The organism is Vibrio floridensis, assembly GCF_021852965.1.
GTDB lineage: Bacteria > Pseudomonadota > Gammaproteobacteria > Enterobacterales > Vibrionaceae > Vibrio > Vibrio floridensis.
In genome coordinates this window covers 235,342-260,898 of record NZ_JAKGCY010000001.1, presented here as the reverse complement: position 1 = coordinate 260,898, position 25,557 = coordinate 235,342, and the positions used below count along the sequence as shown (strand labels likewise).

The window sequence follows — 25,557 nt, the reverse complement described above, 5'->3', positions numbered from 1 at the left end:
AACTCAGAGAACCTCGCCACCCGTTAAAAATCATTCTACAATCCGCCCCCGCATTCCTCTCATTGGTTCGGAGACTTCCGTGAAACTCAGCCGACGCATCCAAGCATTGTTAGACATGGTAAAAGACGATTACCACCATATTTGGGATTGTTGCTGTGACCACGGCTATCTTGGCTTAGCCTTGATGGAAAAATACCCGCAGCGAACCGTTCATTTCGTCGACATCGTGCCGGAGTTGATCGATAACGTCTCGCTGTCTGTCCAACAAATGGCTCGTACCAATCATTCAAATGGGGTGACTCACTGTATCGATGTTGCCTCGCTGCCCCTTGAGCAATACCCTGGTAAGCATTTGATCATTATTGCCGGTGTGGGGGGCGATCTCACCCTTGAACTGGTCATGCAATTGCGAGCCAAACATCCAAACCAGCCACTGGATTTCTTACTCTGCCCCGTTCACCACCTTTATATGTTGCGCCAAGCACTAAGAGAGATGGATTTTCGCTTATTGTCTGAGACCCTTATCGAAGAGAACCGCAGGTTCTATGAGCTACTACACATCAGCAATTCAGAAGATTTCCCGCAGCTCGTGAGCCCCGTCGGTCAACAACTTTGGCAAAATGCCGACAAAGCGACCGCAATACGCTATCAAAAGAAAACCGTGGCGCACTATCAACGTATAAAAATTGGGCAGGGTGAAGCCATTGAAAAGATCATTGAGCACTACCAACAAATCCAGTTCGCCGACTAAGCGGTTTGGCATACCAAACGACGTTGAAACGCCATTACTCAACTCGTTTGGTATTCTTCAAATTCGCAAACGTGTATTTTGAACAACATTGACATACACACGCACTTTCATTATTTTCTTTCGCCGACTTTCCCATGTTCATTAAACGTAAATAAAATTCAAATTAATATAATCCTCCCCTATCTCCATTTGTAATCCTATACCGATTCCTCTGTAGGAACATTCTTGCACAATCAAAATTTATTTTTAAAATTCAATAATTTATGTAGATTTATTAAAAACTCAAAATTTGACAAATTCTCACATAATTTTAATCTTATATTCCATATTTGAGGAATATAAGATGTTGAACGCCCACATTAGATTCGTTTCATTTTTAATTTTACTATCCGGACTGTTATTTTCGGGTAATGCACTGCCACAAGAAGAAAACTCTGAACAAGAAACGAATCCTCCATCAACAATAGTGATCGGCATCACCTCAAAATCGATCAACCCATCACTGGATAGTGAATCGTTGGGCGTTTATTGGGGCGTCAATGTTGAATACCTAAGAAATATCGCCAAAATTCTCAACATCAATATTCAACTGAAACATTATTCAAACGTCGTTGAGCTGCTGCATGACGTTGAAACCGGTGTAATTGATGGCACAGTAGGTTTTGCAAAAACACCAGAAAGGATGAACCGTTTTCTCTTTTCTAAGCCTCTATTTAAAAGCAGTGTTTCCATTTGGTTCAAAGAAAGTTTTTATCAAACAAGGCCATTTAGCACGCTCAATTGGACATGTGTGAAAGGCACTTCTTACTGCGAATATTTAAGAATCAAAGGCATCAAAAACATTCATTATGCTCTGAATTTTACTGACGCCATTGCGATCATGAATAAAGGGCAAGCGAATGCGTTTATCTCGTCATTTGTCACGATTAACGAATATCTCGACAAGCATGATGTTGTACGTGGCGCAGTTGAAATACCCGATTGGATAGAACCAGAAGAGATCAGTTTTATTACCGCGAAAAACAACGTCGCATTAATGGAGAGTATTGATAAAGTTTTAGAATGGGAAGTGAAAGGCAAGAATATTCGCTCGGTTGCATCGAATAATCTTTACCATCTTAATGACAGGCTTCTCTCTGAATATCGCAGGGAGCATCATGACGATGATGTCATCACATTCAGCACCAGCAATAACGCCTACCCATTTTTTGAAATATCAGACAATGGTGAACAAAGAGGGTTATTAGCCGATTTTCTCGATTTGATCCAGTCACGTTCTGGTTTAGATTTTGAATATAAGAGCCCTATATTTGAATACAATCAAGAACTTGCTACGTTCAATGCCAATATTATTCCTGTTGCCTACATTGATCGTGTGGAGTCACCTAATTGGCTCCTCACTAAGCCCTTTATGCAGATAAAGTTTCACAAAGTGGAGTTGGCTTCAGCTAAAGCCAGCGATAATAGCAAACCGATCTCTGGCATTTTGCTCAGTTTACAAAAGCAAGGGCTGATCCATATCAACGCTTGGAGCAATGAAAACGTCAAAGAATATTCTGACATTAAAAAACTGATGAAGGACTTGGAAGACGGAAAAATTCAATCGGCATATATGTCTGATGATGTGCTTTACAGCCTTCTATCTCAGTTTAATAAAGGGCATCTGAAGGTCGACAAATCTCAAGAAAAACATTTCTCTATCGCATTTTCGGTGTCTAACCATGACGTTAAGTTAAAGAAACTGCTCGATAGCATAATCGACACCATCGATAGTAAAGAAATCGAGAAAATAAACAAAAGCTATCGAGACTTTAATCTCACGTATGGCTACGACTCAGAAAAAGTTATTTTTTCCGCCATTATCATATCGGTTTTATTAATCATTGTTGCGATCATTATTTATTTCGTGATTAGCAATATGAAGCTCAAAGTGAGCTTAGCGGAAATTAACGCCGACAATGAAGAGAAAGAGAAACAGTGGTTAACCCAAATCATTCAAGAACTGAATAACAAAGTTTTTATTCATGATGATAAGGGACAACTGGTTCTTAGCAACTGCTCTGATTATCTCAAAGGCAACTGCACGAATTGCCAAATTAAGAACGCCGCAACGCAAATCTCACTCGTTGGTGATTTCGAGGAAGTGCAGCAAGTCCTGAGCGGTAAACGAATCAAAGAGTACAGCCAGACCGTTAACTGTGATTTGCAAATCGAGCACATTTATCGTGAGCGCAAAGCCATTCGCTCTTTAGATCATAGCAAGCAGTTCGTTTTAACCGTATTGCAAGATGTGACGGCGCAAAAAGAGCGCGAGGCCGCACTGATCGCCGCTCAGCATGAAGCACAAAGTGCCGTTAAAGCACGCGAGCGATTCTTGGCAACCATGAGCCATGAATTGAGAACGCCACTCGCCGCGACTTATGGCTTGCTCGATTTAGTGGCAATCCACTCCACCAGTGAGCGAGACAAAGAGCTGGTGTTACGAGCCAAGCAGTCGCTAAACCACCTCAATCTGTTGGTGGATGAGGTACTTGATTACTCAAAACTGGAAGCGGGCGAGTTGCAAATTCATCCAGCTAAAAATGAACTGTTGCGTCTGTTGAGCCAAACCTTGCGCGGGTTTGAAGCCAAAGCCAACAGCAAAGGGCTGGACTACACGGTGAACATCATTCCGTTCTCATTGAGGTGGGCGATGATTGATGATCTCAGATTTAACCAGATCGTCAGTAATTTGATTTCCAATGCCATCAAGTTTACTGAACAAGGAGACATTACGCTGACAGCGCAAGTGGTCAAAGAGCGATTACTTCTGACCATCAAAGACACTGGTATTGGTATGACGCAAGAGCAACTGGCCAATATCTTCAAGCCCTTTGTTCAAGCTGATGACTCCATCACCAGACAATTTGGCGGGACAGGATTGGGATTGGCCATTGTTGAACAACTGTTGAAGCAAATGGGTGGTCACATCGCGTTGCATAGTGCGTTGAATGTCGGGACTCAAGTTGACATTGAACTGCCATTGACCCCGTGTGAAGGCGCTTATCCTGAGCTGAACGCCTTAAGCTATTCGTCACAATTACCTACGGTCATTCAGGATTGGTGTCAATGCTGGGGGCTGGTCAAAAACGACGCTAACCCAAGCGTAAACAAGGGGCTAAGCGGTGAATGCAACACGCTCAGTTGCCAGCCAAGTGGCTGTCAGAGAAACAGCGCACTGGAATGCACGCAATACCCAGATGCGTTATTGGATTGCTTATTAAAGATGACCAGTACAGAGCAAGAGCGCCACATCGAGGAAATCCCGATGGACGCACTGGCAGGCAAGGTGCTCGTGGCGGAGGACAACAAGATCAACCAGCACATTGTCAAAATGCAATTTGCCGAGTTGGGGCTCACCCCCATTGTGGTCAACAACGGCGTCGAAGCGCTGAACTACATCAAACAGCACGGCGATGTTGCCCTCTTACTGACCGACTTCCATATGCCAGAAATGGATGGCTATGAGTTAGTGAAAACATTACGTGCGAACGAGCGCTTTGCCACGCTTCCGGTTGTCGGCGTGACCGCTGAAGACTCGAGAATCGCCAATGAAAAAGCGGTGCAAAGCGGCATCAATGAAATTTTGTATAAACCCTATGACCTGAAACAACTCGGCGCATTATTAGCGCGTTACCTCGTCAGACCAAAGGCTCGAGAAAACTGGCTCGATAAGTTCTCGGAAAACGACGCCCAAGAAGTGGCGAAAGTCTTCATTGTCGAAATGGCCAAAGACTTAACGCAACTGGAACAAGCGGAGAGTGGCCACCAAATGAGAGCGGCAGTGCACAAGGTAAAAGGCGCATGTGGCGCGCTGGGCATTCAGCACATTGTCGCCCTTTGTGAAGACGCTGAATCGGTGGAGATGGCGCGCAAACCCGCATTGGTGGAGAAAGTGATCTCTGAACTGGATGCGGAAATTAACCGAACAATCATGTGGATGGAAAGCTATGCGTAATGATTTGAAAATATTGGTTGTTGATGATCATCCGATCCATCTGACTTTGATGAAACAACAACTGGCGAAAATACCCAATACCCGTGTTGCCACCGAGCAAACCGTGGCAAGCGCCTTGAGCACCCTGTCTAAAGAGCATTACGATTTCGTCTTCTGTGATTTAGACATGCCACACAGTGATGGCATTGACTTGTTGATATCACTGAATGAACAGAAATACGCCGGCAATGTCGCGTTAATCAGCGCACTGGACCGCCCGATTATTTCTGCCGTTTCTGCCATGTGTGAAAACTTTTCGTTTCAAGTGTTAGGCAAGATTAGCAAGCCTTACTCCAATAGCGACATTCAGCAATTACTGGACAACGCCGCCAAGGCCCTAAAGCCTGCGCGAAAGTTGCGTCGAAAAATCGATGTGAGCGATCAAGAGTTTTTGTTCGATTTGGCCAATGGCCGCGTAAAAAACTACTACCAACCGTTAGTAGATTGCCGCACTGGTGACGTGGTTGGTTATGAAGCACTCGCAAGATGGTTGCACCCTATCTACGGCATGCTCTCTCCGGCGCACTTTTTGCCCATCGTTGAGCGATGCAATCTCTCACATGAGCTGTTTGATATTGTCACGGATAACGCCATTCGCGACGCAAGGCACATCAACCAAGGCCAGCGTATCTCAATCAATGCGGATCAAATCAACATCGAAGATGGCAACTTCAGCGAGCGTTTTATCGCTAAGTGCCTAGAAAGCCAGGTGGAGCCAAGCGTTTTTACCATTGAAATTACGGAAAACACGTCGTTTAGCAACAGCGTGGCGCTGTATAAAAACTTGGCAAAACTGCGCCTCAACGGCGTCAATGTCTCAATTGATGATTTTGGAACAGGGCACTCGTCTCTCGAGAAACTTTCTTTGCTGCCTTTTAACGAACTGAAAATCGATCGCTCGTTTGTCTCCGAAATGGAAATAGACAGCAAAAAGCAGAAAATTGTCAATTCCATTTGCGGACTGGCGAAAAGTTTAAATTTAAAAATCGTCGCCGAAGGCGTTGAAAAACAATCCACTTGGAACATGTTGAAAAAATACAATATCGACGTTTGCCAAGGTTATCTCTTTAACAAACCGATGCCGATTGAGGCAATCAATATATTGAGCGCATAGCATGATAAATAAAGTCAACTGCCTGATCTTTGATGATCACCCAATGGTCTGTTTCGCTATCAAGACGTTAATTGAGCGGTTTTGCCATGTGGAGAGTGTCAGCACTGCGGGCTCGATGAAGTCTGCGATGGCCTTAATCAAACAAGAGCAAATAAACCTCATCTTATTGGACGTTAATCTTTCAGACTGTGATGGATTTGACTTCTTAAGACGCATCAAATCCCACGGTTATAAAGGCAAAGTGATCTTCTTTTCCGCGGAAACCAGCCAGCTGTTTAGCGAGATAGCCTTTCGCTTAGGCGCGGATGGTTATGTGTGCAAATCCGAAGATCAAAGCATATTGAAAGACGCTATCGACGCGGTGATCAACGGTTACACCTTTTTCAAATTCAAGCCAAATTCTGCGGTCAACCAAGCTCAACCAGAACTTTCAGACCGAGAAGCGGCCGTAATGAATTACCTTTTAAAAGGCAAAACCAACCGTGAAATAGCCAATATTTTGTCGATCAGCGATAAAACCATTAGCACCTACAAACGGCGATTGCTGAATAAATTCAATGTCGAAAACATCGTTGATTTAGCAAAACTCGTTTCACTATAAAAATAACAATCACCACCTTCAGCTGAGAAAGAAAATGAAAAAAAGTTTAAGCCTGGCCTTTTTGTTTGCCACACTTTCTTTTTTATCGTGTTTAATTGCACTGGCTATCTATGCCGTTTCCATTGAAGTGGAGCGATTTGATAGGCACGCAGACCGCTTAGAAAGTATTAAAAACTACGTGGTAACCATGGGCTTATTAACCCAATCTAACATCGATACCTCTGAGAAAAAGGATAGAAAGAACATCATTCAATCCACTCAACGTTCGTTTGAAGAGTATATTTACGCCATTGACAGTTCAGAGTTGGATTATTATGAGTCGGTTGCCTATAAAACCATGCATGAAACAAGAAACTACTTTTTGAGTTTATTTAGTTATCAAAATTCCATTTTTTATTACCGCTCTTATTCCGGTAAGAAATACCTGCTTGATCGCAAAGTCAACGGCTTCAAAGTCGATGCGCGCAAGTTCAGCGAAAACTGGTGTAAAACACAATTTGTCTGTACTCAGTACGCATGGCCAGATCAACTGTTGGATCGCGCGGTGGTGTCCACCATCTACCACGACAGCGATCTAGGAGAAAACTTAATTTCTGTCGCTAGCCCTGTCTATTCAAGCGAAGAAGAAGATGAAATTGTCGGCGAATATGTCTTTAGTATCTTCTATGATCTGAACGGGAGAAGTGTCGAAACCATCTTCAACCAAGGGTTTAAAACCACACTGTTAACCTACAATGGCTATCCTTTGGCTAAGTTTGCCTACACTAAAACCTACATTGCGGATAACAAAACCATTTTCTTATTTTCCTACCCTCTTTCAAAACTGGTGATGGATTATTCGTATCTGTTTTTCGTTTTTCTGCTGTTGTTTTTTGTCTACTTGAGTCTGTATGAACAATCCAAAACCAGAAAACAGCAGTTAGAAGAAGTTTCTTCCGAGGTGATCAAAGACGAACTCACCGGGCTGCACAATCGAAAGGTCTTCAATGACACTCTGTTTAAAGACACGCTGGAAGATTCTCAATACACGGTGATCGCCATTGATGGCGACGGTTTTAAAAACATCAACGACACCTTTGGCCATCACGTCGGTGATGAAGTGATTTGCCAAGTCGGCAAATCCATGAAGGCCACATTTCGCCGTGGTGATTTCCTCATTCGAACCGGAGGAGATGAATTTTTGGCAATATTGCCAGATTGTGATCACAGGAAAGCCAGTGAACTGGTTGGAAAGCTCAAGCAGCATTTAAAAAACAGCACTCTACCTTATAAAGATCTTACGATTGCAGTAAGCGCAGGGGTTGCCACGCGAGCACAAGGCGAAACATTGCAAGAATTGATGATGCAAGCGGATGAAGCGCTCTATAAAGCCAAGGAGAGCCGAAGATAACGGTTTACTTCGCCATCCCCATCGCATTGCGACCGTGCATAGCATGGCTATCTGCACGAATGGGGATTGGCAATTCGCAAACATCTAAACAAGTACTTAAGAACGATGGATTTCCGCAATTTCGACAATGGACTTCGCGTTGTACTTCTTCAAAATTCGAGCTTTGTAGGTGCTGATGGTTTTGTTGCTCAGCATCAAAAGCTCGGAGATCTTCTGATTACTGTAGCCTTGCATTAAGTAACTCAGCACCGTGACTTCGCGTTCAGATAATGCTTGTTGATCAGACTGAGCAGGTTGCCCTTTAAACATCGTATACCCTTTCAGCACGTTAACAATGGCATTGCTAAGTGTCGATTGACTCGCGTACTTGGTCAAATACCCATGTGCGCCGATGGTATACGCTACGTTGGACAGGCTGTCATAGTCATTGGAAGAGACAAAAAGCAGCTTTCCAGCATAGCCATTGGCAAAAATCGACTTCGCCAAACTGATACCATCTCGGCCTTCAATTGAAACGTCCATGATGATCAGTTCCACATTTCCCTCGCGCACGCCGTCGAGGATCTGCTTAGTGTTTGTCGTGATGGTCACTTCAAGGGGATTAATCACCTCTTTGACCAATGAGTAGAGCGCTCTTGCGTAAAGGGGTTGTGAGTCGATAATCAATACTTTTTCTACTGTCATGTTTACTTTCTCTTTTTATTCACAACACTCCTTGTCGGTTTTTGTAAGACACACAGCTTAAGTGCTTGTAGGAAAATTCTGTTATTGCCACGTCATAATTTATTTCTGCTCTGACACTTCCATAACACACCGCTAAATTAGACCAGCCTAATTTACTCACAACTTGTCATAACATACTGTTTTAAAATCATTTCTCTATTTTCTCTCGGTCTATTTTTCAAAAATGGAAAATGATATTTTGCAAAATAGAGCACCCACTAACATTACTCTCCTGTAGAGGCATGCTGCAACAACTGTGGAACCATCGAAAAATGCGCCAGCAACGATGCCAATCCACACTGTGATTCAATCTTTTTAACGCGTGGTTAAATACGGAGTTTCCCCGCTGATGTAAGAAAACCGCCACTTAGCCGTTCTTTTATAAAACGAAAAGAAAAAGGAAGTTAGCGATGAAAAATCTTATGCGCGGCATGCGCGTGTCCATCCCCCTGCTGATACTGTCTGCTTCTGTGTTGGCGCAAGAGCGATACCAAGATTACGCGTTTGTTGGCGCGGGTGTCACCTACGGCGAATCGGCATTGTCAACGGATGGAGCCAAAGCTGGCATTGAGCCCTCTTTGTTTTACAACGGAAAATACGGCTTTATTGATGGCAGCTTAGCCAATTATTCACTCACCCCTTGGTTGGGTTTGTCGGGCAACTTACGTTTTGCTGAAGTGTCGGACGATTTCGATGACATCTCCCGCGGCATCAAAAACCGCGATGGTAATGCCGATCTTGGTATCACCGTGGGAACAGTTGGTGCACGCCTCACCTACCTGCAAGATGTCACCAATGTTCACGACGGTTATGAGATTCAACTTCATCTTGGTCGCGCTTTTGATACCCCGTTTGATCAGTGGGTGCTCTCCCCTTATGTTGAAGTGGATTACCGCTCCAAAAAACTCTCGCAGCATCTTTACAACGTCTCAGCGCAAGAATCTGCCGCGTCCGGTTTAGCGCAATTTGATGCTGAAGAGACTTGGGTTTACAAGGCAGGTTTGATTTCACTCTACGATATCACCGAGCAGTGGCTAGCCATTGCCAAAGTGGAGTTTGAACACCACGATTCAAATAGCCCACTGATTCAAAACGACCTTGCTTGGCAAATCAGCTTAGGCGGGGCGTATAAGTTTTAATAACTCGAATTCCCACAAAACTCCCCCTCTAGGGAATAAGCAAAGCGCTCGATCAACGAGCGCTTTTTATTTTTACCTTCTAACACTTTTCCGTTGAGATGCTACTTACTAGAGCTCCCAAACGCCTTCACATAATCTACCCATATGTCGCTTCTGTTTTTTAGTTCAAACGCTTAGACTTGAAGGCAATGTGATACTCATTTTTCAGGAGCGAATTGTGAGAAAAATTCTACTGTTAGCACTTTCAATCACGCTAAGTGGCTGCCTTGGCATGCCAGAAACCGTCAAACCCGTCGACGAGTTCAACCTACAAAATTACTTGGGGAAATGGTACGAAATCGCCCGCCTCGACCACTCTTTTGAAGAAGGATTAACTCAAGTTACCGCCGAATACACCTTAAAAGACGATGGCGGTGTCGCGGTACTCAACAAAGGCTTTTTGGCCGATGAAAACCAATGGAAAGAAGCCGAAGGAAAAGCCTACTTCGTCAATGGCGACTCTGAAGGTTACTTGAAAGTCTCGTTCTTTGGCCCGTTTTACGGCTCTTATGTGGTGTTTGCACTCGACAAAACCGACTACCAATACGCCTTTGTCTCTGGTCCTAATACCGACTATTTATGGCTTTTAGCACGCACCCCAACCGTCGACCAATCGCTCATCGATACTTTCGTATCCATGGCCAAAGAGCGTGGATTTGATACAGATCGCCTTATCTTTGTTGAGCAAAAATAACGCCAGAGATAAGAACGCTTAACGCTCGCGCTTCTTCTAGGAAGCGCTCTTTAAGCTCGTCATACGGGGCAGCAAGGAACGAGCGTGACTTAAAATCCATTCAACAACATGTGATTGAAGCTCGGTGAGAAAGCCACAGTATCAACGCGCATTACAAGGCTCTCAAAACCTTCCACTTTTGATCAACTTTCCATTCATATCAACTAATTAGATGAAAACCAAAGAGTGGCATATCCCTTTTATAGTAATGACTTTATTGATGAGTATGCTAGTATTTGCGCATTGATTTAACGTTCGTTGTGACATCTAAAAACACGACCCATAGGGTTAAATAGGCACAGCGATTACTCGTAGTAGTTAAGCTATTCAGAGGACGCGATGAAAGATTTAATAAACAATGAGCAGTATTTCGATGTTTCTTTTGAGAAGCTTTCCGTACCGGATGAGCAGTACCGTGAGATCGAGTTTGAAGAGTGCCAGTTTTCCGATTGCGATTTTTCAGCAGTCCGGTTTCAAAAATGTAAGTTCACAAACTGCACATTTGAGCGTTGTAACTTAAGCTTGGTCGACTTTTCTGGTTCTAAGCTCTTTGAGCTCGAGTTCAACGATTGTAAGTTAGTTGGTGTGGATTGGACTAAAGCGACATGGCCAGTTTATCACTCAGACTTTGAGCTCAGTTTTAAACGTTGCATTTTAAATGACTCGTCTTTCTTTGGTCTTACCCTTAATGAATTGGTTTTAGATGAATGTAAGTTGCATGATGTCGACTTTCGCGACGGTAACTTTGCAGATTCAACCATGACTTATAGCGATTTTCATCATAGTTTGTTCATGCGGACAAATTTGCAAGGTGTCGATTTCAGCGAATCCACAGCCTACTCGATTGATGTGTTAGGAAACAACGTTAAAAAGGCAAAGTTCTCACGCTATGAAGCATTAAGCCTGCTCGAGAGCTTAGGTATTGAGTTGGTTGACTAATAACAGAACAAACTTTTTAAAGCAGCCCTATGGGTTGGGCTTAGAGCTCAAGTTGCTCAGTCATCACATCACTACGTCCCCGCCCTGCGGCCTGTTTTCTGTCGTTTTTAGCTCTCTTCACAGACAACTTGCCGCTTAAAGCCCTTTCCCAGACACCGCTCTCTGCGCTCGTCATTCTGGACAGCGAGGTACGAGCGTGATGCAGAATCCATTGCGCAAAGTGTGCTGGAAGTTCGGTTAGGAAACCATAGTTTCAGCGCTCATTACAAGATGCTCCAAACACACGCCATTTTATAAACTTTTCCTATATATATCAGATCATTAGTTAGTAGCCAAAGTGTGAATGTAACCACTTAAAGAGCAATGACTTTATTGATAAATATGCTAGCATTTGCGCATTACGTTAGCATTCGGTGCGACACCTAAATCACAATTACAAAGGTTAGATAAGCACAGTGATTACTAGCAGTGGTTAGCTGCTCTCGCATTTCACGTTTAGTAGAAATTATTAGAAAAAGGTTATATTTGCCATGACAGATATAGTAGTAAGAGAAAACATCCAATTACCATCACTTCCTAACACTGTACTTCCAGCTCTTGCTGAATTAACAGCTTCGTTAGGTATTCCTCGTAATGTCCTTGCTAGTGATGAAGAAATTGAATACGCCTGGCGTGATTTGCCAAGAGAATTAAGAGAAATACCATCAGATCTCCGTGGAGAGCTTGTTGCAAGAATGTGTGTTGCTGTAAGTTCGGGCTTATTTGATGGTGCAATGAATTACATATGGAATGCTGCAATTCTTCATTTACGTCAGAAAATTAGAAATTTTGGTTTGGCTGTTGTGGCTCAAATTCGCCAATGTGACTTTGAAGAAAAGCACTTGTTGGAGCTTCAGGACAGCCGGCTCCTCGAATTATGTCTCAAGCTGAATATCATTGATGAAGATGGTTATTTCTTCTTAGATCAATGTCGAGATGTTAGGAATAATTTCTCAGCAGCCCACCCTACAATGGGAAAAGTAAACGATCGTGAATTTACCACTTTCTTAAATCGCTGTGTGCGATATGCATTGGCTGACTCAGTATCACCAAAAGGTGTCGAAATAGGCGCATTTATTTCTGCTGTTAAAGGTCCTAGGTTTAATGAGCAGCAATGCCAAATTTGGACACAAAGGTTAAATGATACCCATGATGCTCAACGTCAATTATTAGTAACAATGGTTCATGGCATTTATTGTGATTCAGCTACAAGCGAACCAGCTCGCTTGAATGCTTTAGACATTTGTTTGGGCTTGAGGGATACACTTACAAGCTCGATTAAATCAGAGTTAATAAACAACCATACTGACTATGTGGCTAAAGGCTTAGAAGATAAGCACACAGCATCCTTACAGTTTTTTGAAAAATTAGGCTATTTAGGTCTTCTAAACGAGTCTGAGCAACATGCTGTATTCTCAAAAGCGACAACACGTTTGTGGAATGTCCATAATGGAATGAATAATTTTTATAATGAGCCTCCTTTTGCTGAACGCTTATTAGAACTGACTCAGCAAGGAGCAATTCCTGAAACAATGCAAGAAACTTTAGTTCATGTTGTGGCTTGCTGTACTGTTGGGAATGGGTATGGAGTTTCTAACGCAGCTGTCCCTTATTACAAGAAAATTATTGAAGCCTTCTCGCCTCGGGAAATTGCGACATTAATTCGTCTTGCAATGAACCGCCATTCAGATCTTGGTCGAAGACTTAGTAATTCTGCTGCGGCAAGAACTCGACTAAAACAAGCTTTAGAATTATTTGATCCTGCAAGCATCCCTAGTGGAGTTAAAACGGACTATGACTCACTAATGAGATAGGCAGCTAACAAACGCTTTGAAAAGGACAGCCAACGCATGGCATTTTTACTGTGCGTTGGCTGTCGTGATTACGATGGTATGCGGAAAGTTAGTAGTAGCGTTGTCTGCCCCTTAACAGGGCGTTATACGTTTCCCCAAGTTTTGAGTCATACATATAAAATATCAGTTGGTAAAAATGAAAATAAAATCATTAAAAGTCATAAGTTTCAGAAACATCAACGGTAAAAATAACGTGTTAGAGTTCGATGATTCTGACATTATTTTTATCTTTGGTCAGAACAATGTTGGTAAATCCACCTTTCTGCGAGCATATGAATATTTCGTAACACCCAAGAAAAAAAGCGCCTTATCAGATTTTCACAAGTTTGATGAAGAAAACACTATTGAAATGGAAATGGTGTTTACTAAAGAAGCTGGTGATGAGGCTGTATTCGAGCGTAAGGGACTTAACCGATGGGTATCAGAACAAAACGAAATTAGGTTTCGGAAAACGTGGACTCGCGCAGGTGCTGAAGGGCAGAAAGAAACATTTGACCCCGTTGAAGGTGATTTTGTAAATAATGGTTTTGGTGGTTTTGACTCACACTTGGCAAAAGAGGCTCCTACTCCAATAGTCATACCTGCTATGCCAACTCCAGAAGATTTAAGTAAGTGGATTACTGAGACAATTAAAAAGCAGGTATTGAAAACTCTCTCTACAGAACATGCTGAAACTTATCAAGAAGCACTTGATAAGTTGAATGAGCTTCAGGCTCAAATTGAAGATACTGACTTAGTAAAAGGATTTTCAGATAAAGCCAACGCTAACTTTCAAAAAGTTTTCCCAGAATTATCACTATCTATATCACCGCTGATTGGACAAAGTGTCGATGTAACGAAAGCATTGGATAAAGAGTTCTGCGTTGCTATCAATCATGAAGGGCAAGATGGTAAGAGCGAGTTTAACTCTCACGGGCATGGCGTAATACGCCAAGCTATGTTTAACTTCTTGGGCTTATCTAAAAATGACTATGATCCCGAAGACGCAAATGAAGGAGTTAAAAAGGAATTTATCATCCTTTTTGAAGAGCCTGAGTTGTACCTACACCCTAAGCGAATTCGCTTACTAAAAGACACACTTTATTCTCTTTGCCGAGCATCAAAATTTCAAATTTTATGCGCATCACACAATCCTCAACTAATTGATTTATCTAAGCCTCACACGACATTGGCTCGTTTGACGGCACAAGAAGATGGAACGACTATTATTCATCAAGTGGGGGATAATGTGTTTGATTCTCAGGGCGAAAACCGAGACCGTATTCTAATGCTCAATCGCTTTAACCCACACATCTGCGAAACGTTCTTTGCGGATGAAGTTGTTTTGGTTGAGGGCGACACGGAAGCTATAGTAGTAAGACAACTCTTACATGAACATTACCCTGAAAAAGATATATTTGTTTTAAATACTGGTACAAAAAACAACATGCCCTTTTTTGTTAAAGTGCTCTCACACTTTAAGATAAAACAACATGTAATCCACGATAGTGATTGTAGGTACCAATACGATCGAGAAGGTAATGTGCTTTTGAAAAATGATCAAACACCGAAAGCAAACAGTGCTTGGACCCTTAATCAAACCATTTGGGATCAGATGGTTACTAGTAATGAGATATTTCCAAATATTGTAAGGCGTTACGTGTCAGTTCAAAATTTCGAAGATTCGCATAATTACAGTCATGATGCTAAAAAAGGGAAACCTTTATCAGCATGGGAATTTGCGCAAAATCTCGACATTGCAGGTGATGCATCAATTACCAGCTTTGTTAGACAGATAGCGAGTATTGATCCTCGTACAACCGAATTTACCCAAGAGAACTTAGAAGAAGTTGTTGTTGAACGATACCAGCTAGAAGCTTGAAACGTATAACAAACTGTTTAAGAGTGATTCGCAATGCGTGGCATTTTTACTATGCGTTGGTTTTAGTGTTTAAGGTGGTATGCGGCGGCTTCGGTATTGCGTTGTTCACCCCTTAAGCGGGCGTTAGTTCCCAAGAGGAAGCAATCAATCCGTAGGGAATTTTTGTTTCTGGTGGAGGACACGCATAATTCGGATGATATCGCCCTCGACCCAGTAAGAGATAACCATCGAAATCTTAGGAATAATGAGTAATCGACCGCGGATGCTATCTCGTTGTACACCCATTAAAGGTTGTTCAAGCAAGTTTTCTACTTTTGCTTCAATGAGATTGTCAGTTTTTTCTGCCGCATCAGGGTTGAAGTCATAGAGAAACTCGAAGATCTTTTCACGATCATTAAGTGACTCTTCTTCCCATAAAATCATTGCTTACCTCGATTACGGATTCTGGCTTTGCGCTCTTCCATTCGAGATTTAGCAGTTTGGTGCTCAATGAAAACGGATTTTCCTGAGTCAAACTTCTCAAATGCTAGATTTACTTGTTCAGTTAGCCATGCATCGTGAGACAATGTTTTTCTTTGTTGTTCAGCGAGTTGCTCAGTAAGTTCACGGCATGCGTCACTAAGAGTGCGACCTTGGCTCTCAGCCATTTGTTGAGCTAGGCGTTTTGTTTCTTCATCAACACGAAATTGAATTCTAGTGTCCATGATTTGTTCCTTTGTTGGTGTGTGTACAAATGTTAGCACTAGGCTTTGAGATGGGCAACTAACAAACAATTTAAGAGTGATTCCCAACGCATGGCATTTTTCATTCCATTGTTGGATTTTGTATTTACGGTGGTCTGATTAGGTTTCGTGATTGCGCCACCCACACCTTAACGCGGTGTTAACTGGCAATTGGTCGTTATTTTAGAGAGGGTAATGTGGCAAGAGTTGTTAGTCTGTTTTTTTGGATTGTAAGTGTCAGCTGTATCTCTTTGAAAGTGTATGCAGAGAGTCAACTTACTATTTTAGAAATGATAGATGTTCCAAAGGGTAACGTTGATCTTTATACATGTCCTGATGATGCGAGAATTTGCAGCGAACCCGAGTTTATATTACGCAATATTGCAGTTCCTTCTTTTCGCATCGGTAAATTTGAAGTCACAATGGAACAATGGGACACCTGTGTTTCTGATGGAGGCTGTCAAAAGCCTAAATCTGACTGGGCATATAAAAATCGTCCTATAAAAGCGCCATGTGTAGAGGGGGAAGTCTGTCAATACCCTGATGATATGGGTTGGGGTAGAGGAACTCGTCCCGTTATCAATGTAAGTTATTCTGATGTGCAAGGTTATATAGACTGGGCTAATGCCAAGTTTGGTAAAAAATACCGCTTACCTACGCGTGCTGAGTGGGAGTATGTTGCGAGAGCAGGTATGTCGGAGAGTTATGATTGGGGAAACCCACCTAAGGCCAGCAACGCTAACTGCAATAACTGTGGCACAGCTTGGAGTAATAAACAAACCGCACAAGTAGGCTCTTTTCCTCCAAATCGGTTTGGCGTTTTTGACATGCTAGGAAATGTAGGAGAGTGGGTAGAGCAATGTTTACCTAAACGAGAAAAAGGAAGTCAAGAATGTGCAGTTTACTTGTTTGTCGGCGGAGGGTGGTTTTTACCGGGACAAGATTTAGTTCCTCATACCTACTGGGCACGACATATTGATATTCGAGAGCCATACGTAGGTTTTCGACTTGTTGAAGAAAAATAATATGATCATGCGTTCTTGCCATTCGTGAGCGTGAATAGTGACGCGCTCAGTTAACAAAGCATTTAAGAATCCCCAACGCATCCTCACATGCGTTGGGCTTAGAACTCAAATCGGCAACCCCCACATCACTACATACACGCCCTGCGGTGTGGTCTCTGTCGCTTTCATGTGACCAAGCAATCACTATGCGCAACTGAGAACTTATAAAATGGCTAAAATTCCTAATATTAGAGTGCGTTATGGTTTTTACTAGCAAAGTTAAAGTCGTTATTTCTGCCATTGCTATCGTCTTGTCTTCCATTTTGATTTCGATTGATATGTTTGGTGTGATCCCGTTTTTGGTACTCGTAGTGTCGCTTTTTACCCTGATCATTCAAGGCGGTTTATGCTTATTAGGCTACAAAAATGGCGATGCTTTTGACGCATACCAAGATCTTGAGCGGACGGAAGCAACGGCACTTACAAACTTATTCAAAGATAAAAAAGAGTGTGAAAAACGTTAACCACCGCTTCACAGTGGCGTTGTGAAGGCTTCACTCAAAACACATTCCCCCACTAGAGAGTTTTTACAGGATTTACAATGAGTGAGATTGCTCGTTTCATCTCTGGCGAAGCGCCAGATAAGTTTGGTCGCAACATAAAACAGTTGCTGGCTTACAACCACTTTTGGTTGGAGCACGACCACAAATACATACAAGTGCTGTTTCCGATTGACGAGGGAACCAAGTTCAATCAACACGCTCCTCTTGTAACAGTGCAAGACAGAGAGCAATTTGCCAGCTCTTTAGCCCTTCGCACCGCGCATTTGAAGGCTCTCGACCTTATGCTCGAATTTTGGGGCATGGTGAGAAATGGCGATGAAATCTCATCGTTACTGCCGCTCAGCCCTACTAATCATGTTTGGCTCAAACATCACGATCACAACCAACTGCGATTAACGCGGGTAATTCGCAGCTTGTATCTATTGGGTAATGAGCGCATTGCACGCAACCTGTGTGATTTCCTCCTCTCTGCCGCCAAGCAAGTGGGTAGTGTCTCGGAGAAAACGCAGCAGTATTGGTGCTATGCTCTAGAAGAGTGAGAAAAGCGAAGCATATCGATGGATGACAACGAAAAAGCGCCCCTTTCGGAGCGCTTTCGTTGTTTTTGGCTAGGGCCGATTATTCCCAATCAAGAATCACTTTGCCTGACATGCCGCTGCGCATGATGTCGAAGCCTTGCTGGAAATCATCCACTTTGAAGTGGTGAGTGATGATTGGTGTTAGATCAAGGCCAGATTGAATCAAGCTTGCCATCTTATACCAAGTTTCAAACATTTCACGGCCATAGATGCCTTTGATCACCAAGCCTTTGAAGATCACTTGGTTCCAGTCGATACCCATGTCTGATGGTGGAATGCCAAGCAGTGCAATGCGGCCACCGTGGTTCATGGTTTTCAGCATTGAGTTGAATGCTGATGGGTTGCCCGACATCTCTAGGCCCACGTCGAAGCCTTCTGTCATGCCTAGCTCTGCCATCACATCGTCAAGTTTCTGCTCGGCAACGTTCACCGCGCGAGTCACGCCCATTTTGCGTGCGAGGTCTAGACGGTATTCGTTCACATCGGTGATCACGACGTGGCGCGCACCAACGTGCTTCGCGACCGCAGCCGCCATAATGCCGATTGGGCCAGCGCCGGTGATCAGTACATCTTCACCAACCAGATCGAACGACAGTGCAGTGTGTACTGCGTTGCCAAACGGGTCGAAGATAGACGCAAGATCATCAGAGATGTTTGCAGGGATCTTAAAAGCGTTGAACGCTGGGATCACAAGATATTCAGAGAAACAACCTGTGCGGTTTACGCCCACACCAATGGTGTTGCGGCACAAGTGCGTGCGGCCACCACGGCAGTTACGACAGTGGCCACAAGTGATGTGACCTTCGCCAGAAACGCGGTCGCCGATTTCAAAACCACGAACTTCTTGGCCAATGCCAACCACTTCACCCACGTATTCATGACCAACCACCATAGGTACTGGGATGGTTTTTTGTGACCATTCGTCCCAGTTGTAGATGTGTACGTCGGTACCACAAATCGCGGTTTTCTTAATTTTGATCAGCAGATCGTTGTGGCCAAGAACAGGCTTGTCCACTTCGGTCATCCAAATGCCTTCTTCTGGCTTTAGCTTTGATAGTGCTTTGATTTTCATAATTTAGCCTTAAATAAAGGTACTAGGTACTAGGTACTAGGTACTAGGTACTAGGTACTAGGTACTAGAATCCTAGATGATACCCATGTCTTTGCCCACTTCGATGAAGGCATCGATCGCGCGGTCTAGTTGCTCGCGTGAGTGCGCCGCAGACATTTGCGTACGAATACGCGCTTGGCCTTTTGGTACCACAGGGAAAGAGAAACCAATGACGTAGATGCCTTTTGCAAGGGCACGCTCAGCAAACTCTGCGGCCACTTTGGCATCGCCTAGCATGATTGGAATGATAGCGTGATCGGCACCACCCATGGTGAAGCCAGCCGCTTCCATACGCGTGCGGAAGTGCGCTGCGTTTTCCCATAGGCGCTCACGTAGATCGCCACTTTCTTGTAGCAAATCCAATACGCGAATTGAGGCGGCAACAATGGCAGGTGCCACTGAGTTAGAGAATAGGTATGGACGAGAACGCTGACGTAACCAGTCGATCACTTCTGCTTTTGCGGATGTGTAACCGCCTGATGCGCCACCCATCGCTTTGCCAAGCGTACCAGTGATGATGTCGATGCGATCCATCACGTTGTGGTACTCGTGCGTGCCTGCGCCGTTTTTGCCCATAAAGCCGACGGCGTGAGAGTCATCCACCATCACAAGCGCGTTGTATTTGTCCGCAAGGTCACAAATTGCTGGTAGGTTCGCAACCACACCATCCATTGAGAACACGCCGTCAGTGACGATCAATTTGTGGCGAGCGCCAGCGGCATCCGCTGCGATCAATTGCTCTTCTAGCTCAGCCATGTTGTTGTTTGAATAGCGGAAACGCATTGCTTTACATAGGCGCACACCGTCAATGATAGAAGCGTGGTTCAGTGCGTCAGAGATGATCGCGTCTTCTTTGTCCAGCAAGGTTTCAAATAGGCCAGCGTTGGCATCGAAACAAGAGGTGTAAAGGATGGTGTCTTCTTTACCTAGGAATTGAGAAAGCTTTTGCTCTAGCTCTTTATGGATGTCTTGTGTACCACAGATAAAACGCACAGACGCCATACCAAAACCGTGGCCGTCCATGCCCTCTTTTGCCGCTTCAATCAGCGCAGGGTGATTCGCCAAACCTAGGTAGTTGTTGGCACAGAAGTTCAACACTTCTTCGCCACTGGCAATCTTAACGGCTGCTTGCTGGTGAGAAGTAATGATACGTTCAGATTTGTAGAGACCTTCCGCTTTCACATCTTCAAGTTGATCGCGAATTTGCTGGTAAAATGCAGACGACATGGAGAATTTCCTTCCAGTTTGATTGGCCAACCTTGAGGTCGGCTGATTATAGGGCAGCCTTTATGTGACAAGGGTCACAGGCGAATGCGCGTTATTACTTTCAAGTGTAATCCATGGCAGAGAAAACGATTATCCCAGTATTTGGAAAAGCATTAGTGAATTTCAGGCACAAATGAAATTTACTCCCCTCCCCCCCCTACCGAAAAAGAAAACGGAAGCACTTGGCTTCCGTTTTCATTGTTAACGTTAAGAGATATTAGGCTCTGTTGACCTAAAAATTAAAGCGTTGCATGCCTGCCCCTGGTGCGAGCATTTTCTCAGCGATGTACTTGTGCACTGCCGTGGTGGGATGCGTCACACCCCAGAATACGTATTTGTCTGAGCTGTGAGTGGCACAATCGTTGGTCAAGCTGTGGCTGTATAGGTAGTCCGCAGAAGAGGCACGATTGATGTTTAAGCAGGCGTCGCTGGCGTTTACAAAACCATGTTGCTGTGGGTTTTGCGTCAGTTGTTCAAACAGGCCATGTGTATCGTAAAGGGTAATGTTGTAACCCTGAATGATGTAAAAGGCCGCTTGTGCTTTGATGAACTCGTTGAACTCGACGATCTTCGCGCGCACTTTCTCTATTTCCGCTTGAGTGGAGTATTTGAACTGTGGCGCTTTGGTTGCATCAGGCAAGGTCATCAGCATGATGTTCTTCGCCCCTGCGTCAGTGAGTTTGATCAGCGCGGTGCTGAAATCGGCTTTCACATCCACCACTTCGCGGTTGTAGTTCATGAAGTCGTTCAAGCCAAACTCCAGTGTGAACAAGGTGTTTTCTGGCTTGTAGTTTTTCGCCATTTTGACGTACGTGAGGTAAGAAAGAACCTGATCTTTCACGCCAGTTAGCGCCACGTATTGGTTGGAACCGGCCGCGCCGCCCACTGCCCAGTTATAAAGAGGCAGTTTCTTCGCCTGCGCGATGTATTCCGTCCAAACAAAACCGTTAGAGAAATGGCCAAGGAACCAGGTATCCGGGTTCGGGAAACGCCACTGCGCCGCGTTGAAGATGTTGCCGGTATCAGAGAGGCTGTCACCGAATGCGACAATCTTGTTGATTTGATCGGCTTGCATCACCGGATCATTGGTCCAAATGGTGTGGTTGTATGACCAACGGTTGTCCGCAGCAAAATAGGTGATGTCTGCGGCATCGTGCGTGACGCCTAGCGTTTCTTCACAACGTTGCTTAATCACATTTTGTGATGTGTTGGTGTAGAACATGTTTTTCAGGCGAACCGAGCTCCACCAGTAACCGTCGATGGTAAAGTAGCTGCCGTCCGGATTTTCCGCCCATTCCCAATCGGTCGCCGATTCGTCATGAGAGTTGCCCGTTCGATACCAACAACGTACATATGTATACGTTTCTTTACTTTGCGTACTGAACACCTGTGCTGAAGTGATCGCTTCAGGAGAGAGAGCTGGCTCATCCGCCACTGCAGATGTGAAGGGCAACAGAGCACCCAACAGAATAGTTATCTTCTTCATAGAACTATCTTCTTATTATTTCATTACAATGATTTGTTAGACGTTGCCTCGTAAGAGTGCAATTTAGTTTTGAGTAATTACTCTACCATGTCAAACAACTAAATATTCACATTCAGAAAATGGCAGCAACATCAAATAACATTCATAAGATTTATTTGTTCTTCATGCTATTCGACTCAAAACAACCTATCCTAACCATCATTTATCATGATCAAAATCTAATTAAGCATATGCTTTATAAGTGTTTTTAAATTCAACTCCATTCATTTTTCCAATTATCTTGGTTCGGCAGAGTCCTACTCGTACCGGTTCGACACAACGAAAAATGAGTGCTTTTTACTTGTGCCCCCTCTAATTCAGCGACGGTATTACAGAAATAAAAAGTGAATTAAATAATGGGGAAATGAATAGAAATGCAATCAAGACAAGAGAGGGAACAAAAACGCCCCAGCATGTTGGGGCGTTTCGTCTATTGTTGGCCACTGTTTATGGTTCTTGGCCGCTGCTTATGGTTCGCGGCCATTTATTGCACCTGTCATATTGGTGCCTGTCATAAAGGGTCACTGCGCGATGGCTTGTTCTCTTTCCACATTATCTTGGCTGTTTTCGGCAAGCCAGTAGAGCCAAATCATCATTAGGCATAGAGCGAAACAGAGCCCAAATAACCAGTTTGAGTTCAGCGAATCGATCACCATACCGCCAACCAATGGGGACACCGCAAAACCCAACGAATAAAGTGCCGATGCTCCAAAATAGGAGCCGCGCAAATGCGCCGGTGCCAAGCGGTCAATCTGCACATTCAAGGTTGGGAAGGCTATCACTTCGCCTAAGCTCATCACAAAACAAGCCAGAGCCCAGCCCCAAGGTAAATCCGCTGGCGTGAGCATAAATCCGATTTGTGCCAGCGCCATCAACATCATGCCAATACGCGTACGTAAAAAGAGCGGCACGTGCTCTAGCCATTTCAACATCGGAAACTGAAAAATGATGATGGTCAACGTGTTCACCAGCACCAATCCGGCCACCAGCGTTGCCGCATCGGTAATGTCCGAACGTACGATGACCTGCGGGATAGACGATTCCAACTGGGCATAGACAAACATCATCAAGAAGTTGGCAATCATCAATTTAACAAAGATGGCATCGCGACTGATGACCTTCATCGTGGCACGGAAGTTAGGCAACAAAGAGGGATCGGGCTTGGTAAAGGTCTGTTTGCGTTCAATGCCAAAAAACAGCCACACGGTGTAAACCAAATACGTCACACCGGTGATGTAGAAAAGATGTTGTGGTGAGCTCAAACCAATCGTCACCCCCAACAGCGGGCCAATCGCACCACCTAGGTTGAGTAAAAAGTAACGAATGTTCAGCGCCAGTTCGCGGTCTTTCACGTTGGCAAGATTATCGCCAATCACCGCTTTGGCGGGCGCTTCAATCATCGGACGCATTAGGCCCGTCACCAGCATCAGAAAATAGAAGTGCCACAATTGATCCGCTAAGGCGATGCCAGTGTACGCCGCAGACGCCACCAAACTGCCGATCACCATTACCCACTTGCGGCCAAACTTATCGGACAAATAGCCCGAATAGAGCCCTGTCACTGCGCCAACAATCGCTGAGCCAGCCAGCATGCCGCCGATTTGCGCCGCACTGGCGTTGTAATCTTGGTATAGGAAAACAATTAAAAATGGCCACGCCATAAAGTAACTGGTGCGCGCCAATAAAGTCCCACTGAGCACCGTCCAGATGGAAAAATTAAAACGCCTTATTCTCTCTCTTTGAAATAAACTTTCTCTTTCCATACGCCTAGCCTCTCTCGTCCGTTTTTCTGTTTTTTTTCTTTTTTAAGTTTGTGTCAACCTGCCCATCACAGTACCCATAGCAAGCATTGAAAGCGCGCCCTTTCACAATCGGTTGCTGATCACAATTTGGCCAGTATAGAGAGCTAAGTCACAATATGTAACCCCATTGTTAATATTATTTTTCCCTCTTATACCGCGAGCTAACGCACTGCCCGAAATGCGTTTTTTTAACAAAGCAAACGTGAACTGTTGCGCGCGAAAACAGGCGGATTTCTGTTACACTGCCAAGCTAAATGGTGTTGTAAAAGAAGCGCATTCTCATGGTTAACCCGAAACTCATCGCCCTCCTGCCCGATCTTGCCAGTTTTATCTTGGTGGTGAATGAGGGCAGTTTTACCGCCGCAGCAAAAAAGCTCGATGTGACCCCTTCCGCGTTAAGCAAGTTGATCACCCGCTTAGAACAGGCATTGCAGGTGAAATTGTTTGAACGCACCACGCGCAAATTGCTTATCACTCAGGCGGGACAAAAGGTGTATGACCAAAGCATTGCGATGGTGAATGCCGCTCAGCAAGCGATTGAGATTTCAGCCTCTGACCACAGTGAGCCAGCAGGAGCCTTAACCGTGGCGGCACCTGAAGCGTTTTTGAATTCCGTGTTGCAACCCTTTGTGGTGCCCTTTTTGCAGCAGTACCCGAATATCCAACTCAAACTGCGCGCCGCAGACGGCGAGATTGACCTGTTCCGCGACAATATTGACGTGGCGTTTAAACTGACCGACAAACCGGATGAAAATTTGGTGCTCAAAGAGCTCAGTAAAACCCATCTGGTTTTGTGCGCCTCTCCGGATTACCTAGCGCAGCGCGGCATGCCCACCCACCCGACCGAACTCACCGAGCATGACTGCTTGTATCTGGCGGAAAACGACAAAGACAACCTGTGGTCATTCTTTAAAGATGAAGCGTTTTATTCGGTGGCCGTTTCTGGTCGCTATGCCGTTAACCATTCGCAAATGCGCCTCAACGGCGTCAAACAAGGACTCGGCATCGGCATCTTCCATGATTTTGTGATTCGCGATGCGCTTGAACGCGGTGAAGTGGTTAAGGTGTTGGACGATTGGATGATCAAAAGTAATTATCACGGCGCGATTGCCATGCAATATCCGCAAACCAAATACATGCCCGCTCGTTTGCGCGTGTTTATCGATTTTATTAACCAGAAGTTGGTGTTGTGATGCTGAAAACCGTTCATCATGTCGCGATTATTTGTTCCGACTACCCTCGCTCAAAGCAGTTCTACAGTGAACTGTTGGGGCTGACGATCATTGCAGAAAATTACCGCGAGGCGCGAGATTCTTATAAGCTTGATCTGGCGCTACCTTGTGGTACGCAGATCGAACTGTTTAGTTTTCCCAACGCACCAGAGCGGCCCAGTTTCCCCGAAGCGCAAGGGTTAAGGCATTTGGCGTTTGTGGTGGAAGACATTGTGCAAATGAAAGACTATTTAGAAAGCCACGATGTGCTGGTCGAGCCGATCCGGATCGATGAATTTACCGGTAAGCAGTACACCTTTTTCGCCGACCCTGATGGCCTGCCGTTGGAGCTTTACCAACAGTAGCTTTACCAACAATAGCTTTACTAACGATAGCGTTATCGCGCTAACCAAGGTGATTTGGGCGCGAATACCCAAATCACCTAAGAACGCGTTCTGCGATCTATTTAAAACGCGCTATTCAAACCTCTCTATTTCAAATAGATCGATTCAAATCGCTCGATTCAAATAACTCGATTCAAACCAATGAGCTTAACG

General features: G+C 44.3%; 22 protein-coding genes. 15 read left to right on the top strand and 7 right to left on the bottom strand.

What is annotated here, in order from left to right; all coding sequences use genetic code 11:
• The first annotated feature begins 79 nt into the window (after nt 1-79).
• The 5 genes from LZU85_RS01085 (at nt 80) to LZU85_RS01065 (ending at nt 7,892) form a co-directional block, all read left to right on the top strand.
• A complete protein-coding gene (locus LZU85_RS01085; RefSeq protein WP_237286150.1) occupies nt 80-751 on the top strand; it encodes a tRNA (adenine(22)-N(1))-methyltransferase in 672 nt (223 codons plus the stop codon).
• 343 nt (nt 752-1,094) lie between these two features.
• Nucleotides 1,095-4,748 carry an ATP-binding protein gene (locus LZU85_RS01080; protein WP_237286149.1) on the top strand — a complete coding sequence of 1,218 codons (3,654 nt, stop codon included), beginning with the start codon at nt 1,095-1,097 and terminating at the stop codon, nt 4,746-4,748.
• The gene (locus LZU85_RS01075; RefSeq protein ID WP_237286148.1) at nt 4,741-5,901 is read left to right on the top strand and encodes an EAL domain-containing response regulator; all 1,161 of its coding nucleotides are present in this window, start codon (nt 4,741-4,743) and stop codon (nt 5,899-5,901) included. Before LZU85_RS01080 ends, LZU85_RS01075 begins: the two co-directional genes overlap by 8 nt.
• Before the next feature lies 1 nt (nt 5,902).
• Nucleotides 5,903-6,502, top strand: a complete 600-nt coding sequence (locus LZU85_RS01070) for a response regulator transcription factor (RefSeq protein ID WP_011151728.1) — start codon at nt 5,903-5,905, stop codon at nt 6,500-6,502.
• Between the two features lie 34 nt (nt 6,503-6,536).
• Nucleotides 6,537-7,892, top strand: coding sequence for a GGDEF domain-containing protein (locus LZU85_RS01065; RefSeq protein WP_237286147.1), 1,356 nt, complete (start codon nt 6,537-6,539; stop codon nt 7,890-7,892).
• A 96-nt stretch (nt 7,893-7,988) separates the two neighbouring features.
• Here the strand turns inward: LZU85_RS01065 and LZU85_RS01060 are convergent, their stop codons facing one another.
• Nucleotides 7,989-8,576: a response regulator transcription factor gene (locus LZU85_RS01060; protein ID WP_237286146.1), complete on the bottom strand. Its 588-nt coding sequence runs from the start codon at nt 8,574-8,576 to the stop codon at nt 7,989-7,991.
• Nucleotides 8,577-9,025: 449 nt separating this feature from the next.
• On the opposite strand from LZU85_RS01060, the gene LZU85_RS01055 reads away from it, so the two are divergent.
• From LZU85_RS01055 to LZU85_RS01035, 5 genes are all read left to right on the top strand, one after another.
• Nucleotides 9,026-9,754: a MipA/OmpV family protein gene (locus LZU85_RS01055; RefSeq protein WP_237286145.1), complete on the top strand. Its 729-nt coding sequence runs from the start codon at nt 9,026-9,028 to the stop codon at nt 9,752-9,754.
• A 217-nt stretch (nt 9,755-9,971) separates the two neighbouring features.
• A complete protein-coding gene (locus LZU85_RS01050; RefSeq protein ID WP_176297900.1) occupies nt 9,972-10,487 on the top strand; it encodes a lipocalin family protein in 516 nt (171 codons plus the stop codon).
• 378 nt (nt 10,488-10,865) lie between these two features.
• A complete protein-coding gene (locus LZU85_RS01045) occupies nt 10,866-11,465 on the top strand; it encodes a pentapeptide repeat-containing protein (RefSeq protein WP_237286144.1) in 600 nt (199 codons plus the stop codon).
• A gap of 530 nt (nt 11,466-11,995) precedes the next feature.
• Nucleotides 11,996-13,318 (top strand): hypothetical protein, encoded by a 1,323-nt coding sequence (locus tag LZU85_RS01040; RefSeq protein ID WP_108653530.1) that lies wholly within the window; start codon nt 11,996-11,998, stop codon nt 13,316-13,318.
• A gap of 175 nt (nt 13,319-13,493) precedes the next feature.
• Entirely contained in the window at nt 13,494-15,218 is a 1,725-nt protein-coding gene (locus LZU85_RS01035; RefSeq protein ID WP_237286143.1) for an ATP-dependent nuclease, read from the top strand.
• A 144-nt stretch (nt 15,219-15,362) separates the two neighbouring features.
• On the opposite strand, the gene LZU85_RS01025 is transcribed toward LZU85_RS01035, so the two are convergent.
• A complete protein-coding gene (locus tag LZU85_RS01025; protein WP_237286142.1) occupies nt 15,363-15,641 on the bottom strand; it encodes a type II toxin-antitoxin system RelE/ParE family toxin in 279 nt (92 codons plus the stop codon).
• Nucleotides 15,638-15,922, bottom strand: a complete 285-nt coding sequence (locus tag LZU85_RS01020) for a type II toxin-antitoxin system TacA family antitoxin (RefSeq protein WP_011082348.1) — start codon at nt 15,920-15,922, stop codon at nt 15,638-15,640. The genes LZU85_RS01025 and LZU85_RS01020 overlap by 4 nt, the downstream gene beginning before the upstream one ends.
• 215 nt (nt 15,923-16,137) lie before the next feature.
• Between LZU85_RS01020 and LZU85_RS01015 the strand changes: the two genes are divergently transcribed.
• The 3 genes from LZU85_RS01015 (at nt 16,138) to LZU85_RS01005 (ending at nt 18,046) form a co-directional block, all read left to right on the top strand.
• Nucleotides 16,138-16,965 (top strand): formylglycine-generating enzyme family protein, encoded by an 828-nt coding sequence (locus tag LZU85_RS01015; RefSeq protein WP_237286141.1) that lies wholly within the window; start codon nt 16,138-16,140, stop codon nt 16,963-16,965.
• Nucleotides 16,966-17,204: 239 nt separating this feature from the next.
• Nucleotides 17,205-17,468: a hypothetical protein gene (locus tag LZU85_RS01010; RefSeq protein ID WP_011082346.1), complete on the top strand. Its 264-nt coding sequence runs from the start codon at nt 17,205-17,207 to the stop codon at nt 17,466-17,468.
• 77 nt (nt 17,469-17,545) lie between these two features.
• Complete coding sequence (locus LZU85_RS01005) at nt 17,546-18,046, top strand: opioid growth factor receptor-related protein (RefSeq protein WP_237286140.1); 501 nt, start codon at nt 17,546-17,548, stop codon at nt 18,044-18,046.
• 79 nt (nt 18,047-18,125) lie between these two features.
• Here the strand turns inward: LZU85_RS01005 and tdh are convergent, their stop codons facing one another.
• The 4 genes from tdh to LZU85_RS00985 form a co-directional block, all read right to left on the bottom strand.
• Nucleotides 18,126-19,157 (bottom strand): L-threonine 3-dehydrogenase, encoded by a 1,032-nt coding sequence (gene tdh / locus LZU85_RS01000; RefSeq protein WP_011082342.1) that lies wholly within the window; start codon nt 19,155-19,157, stop codon nt 18,126-18,128.
• 72 nt (nt 19,158-19,229) lie between these two features.
• The gene (locus tag LZU85_RS00995) at nt 19,230-20,423 is read right to left on the bottom strand and encodes a glycine C-acetyltransferase (RefSeq protein ID WP_011082341.1); all 1,194 of its coding nucleotides are present in this window, start codon (nt 20,421-20,423) and stop codon (nt 19,230-19,232) included.
• A gap of 271 nt (nt 20,424-20,694) precedes the next feature.
• Complete coding sequence (locus LZU85_RS00990; protein WP_237286139.1) at nt 20,695-21,948, bottom strand: SGNH/GDSL hydrolase family protein; 1,254 nt, start codon at nt 21,946-21,948, stop codon at nt 20,695-20,697.
• Nucleotides 21,949-22,508: 560 nt separating this feature from the next.
• Nucleotides 22,509-23,750: an MDR family MFS transporter gene (locus LZU85_RS00985; protein WP_011082337.1), complete on the bottom strand. Its 1,242-nt coding sequence runs from the start codon at nt 23,748-23,750 to the stop codon at nt 22,509-22,511.
• Nucleotides 23,751-24,070: 320 nt separating this feature from the next.
• On the opposite strand from LZU85_RS00985, the gene LZU85_RS00980 reads away from it, so the two are divergent.
• Nucleotides 24,071-24,982 (top strand): LysR family transcriptional regulator, encoded by a 912-nt coding sequence (locus LZU85_RS00980; protein WP_011082336.1) that lies wholly within the window; start codon nt 24,071-24,073, stop codon nt 24,980-24,982.
• A complete protein-coding gene (gene gloA2, locus LZU85_RS00975) occupies nt 24,982-25,365 on the top strand; it encodes an SMU1112c/YaeR family gloxylase I-like metalloprotein (protein ID WP_080537021.1) in 384 nt (127 codons plus the stop codon). Before LZU85_RS00980 ends, gloA2 begins: the two co-directional genes overlap by 1 nt.
• The last annotated feature ends 192 nt before the right edge of the window (nt 25,366-25,557 follow it).

Coding starts and splice junctions, on each gene's coding strand:
- LZU85_RS01080 (WP_237286149.1), top strand. CDS start 1,095: ATGTTGAACGCCCACATTAGATTCGTTTCATTTTTAATTTTACTATCC.
- LZU85_RS01075 (WP_237286148.1), top strand. CDS start 4,741: ATGCGTAATGATTTGAAAATATTGGTTGTTGATGATCATCCGATCCAT.
- LZU85_RS01070 (WP_011151728.1), top strand. CDS start 5,903: ATGATAAATAAAGTCAACTGCCTGATCTTTGATGATCACCCAATGGTC.
- LZU85_RS01065 (WP_237286147.1), top strand. CDS start 6,537: ATGAAAAAAAGTTTAAGCCTGGCCTTTTTGTTTGCCACACTTTCTTTT.
- LZU85_RS01060 (WP_237286146.1), bottom strand. CDS start 8,576: ATGACAGTAGAAAAAGTATTGATTATCGACTCACAACCCCTTTACGCA.
- LZU85_RS01055 (WP_237286145.1), top strand. CDS start 9,026: ATGAAAAATCTTATGCGCGGCATGCGCGTGTCCATCCCCCTGCTGATA.
- LZU85_RS01045 (WP_237286144.1), top strand. CDS start 10,866: ATGAAAGATTTAATAAACAATGAGCAGTATTTCGATGTTTCTTTTGAG.
- LZU85_RS01040 (WP_108653530.1), top strand. CDS start 11,996: ATGACAGATATAGTAGTAAGAGAAAACATCCAATTACCATCACTTCCT.
- LZU85_RS01035 (WP_237286143.1), top strand. CDS start 13,494: ATGAAAATAAAATCATTAAAAGTCATAAGTTTCAGAAACATCAACGGT.
- LZU85_RS01025 (WP_237286142.1), bottom strand. CDS start 15,641: ATGATTTTATGGGAAGAAGAGTCACTTAATGATCGTGAAAAGATCTTC.
- LZU85_RS01020 (WP_011082348.1), bottom strand. CDS start 15,922: ATGGACACTAGAATTCAATTTCGTGTTGATGAAGAAACAAAACGCCTA.
- LZU85_RS01010 (WP_011082346.1), top strand. CDS start 17,205: ATGGTTTTTACTAGCAAAGTTAAAGTCGTTATTTCTGCCATTGCTATC.
- LZU85_RS01005 (WP_237286140.1), top strand. CDS start 17,546: ATGAGTGAGATTGCTCGTTTCATCTCTGGCGAAGCGCCAGATAAGTTT.
- tdh (WP_011082342.1), bottom strand. CDS start 19,157: ATGAAAATCAAAGCACTATCAAAGCTAAAGCCAGAAGAAGGCATTTGG.
- LZU85_RS00995 (WP_011082341.1), bottom strand. CDS start 20,423: ATGTCGTCTGCATTTTACCAGCAAATTCGCGATCAACTTGAAGATGTG.
- LZU85_RS00990 (WP_237286139.1), bottom strand. CDS start 21,948: ATGAAGAAGATAACTATTCTGTTGGGTGCTCTGTTGCCCTTCACATCT.
- LZU85_RS00985 (WP_011082337.1), bottom strand. CDS start 23,750: ATGGAAAGAGAAAGTTTATTTCAAAGAGAGAGAATAAGGCGTTTTAAT.
- LZU85_RS00980 (WP_011082336.1), top strand. CDS start 24,071: ATGGTTAACCCGAAACTCATCGCCCTCCTGCCCGATCTTGCCAGTTTT.
- gloA2 (WP_080537021.1), top strand. CDS start 24,982: ATGCTGAAAACCGTTCATCATGTCGCGATTATTTGTTCCGACTACCCT.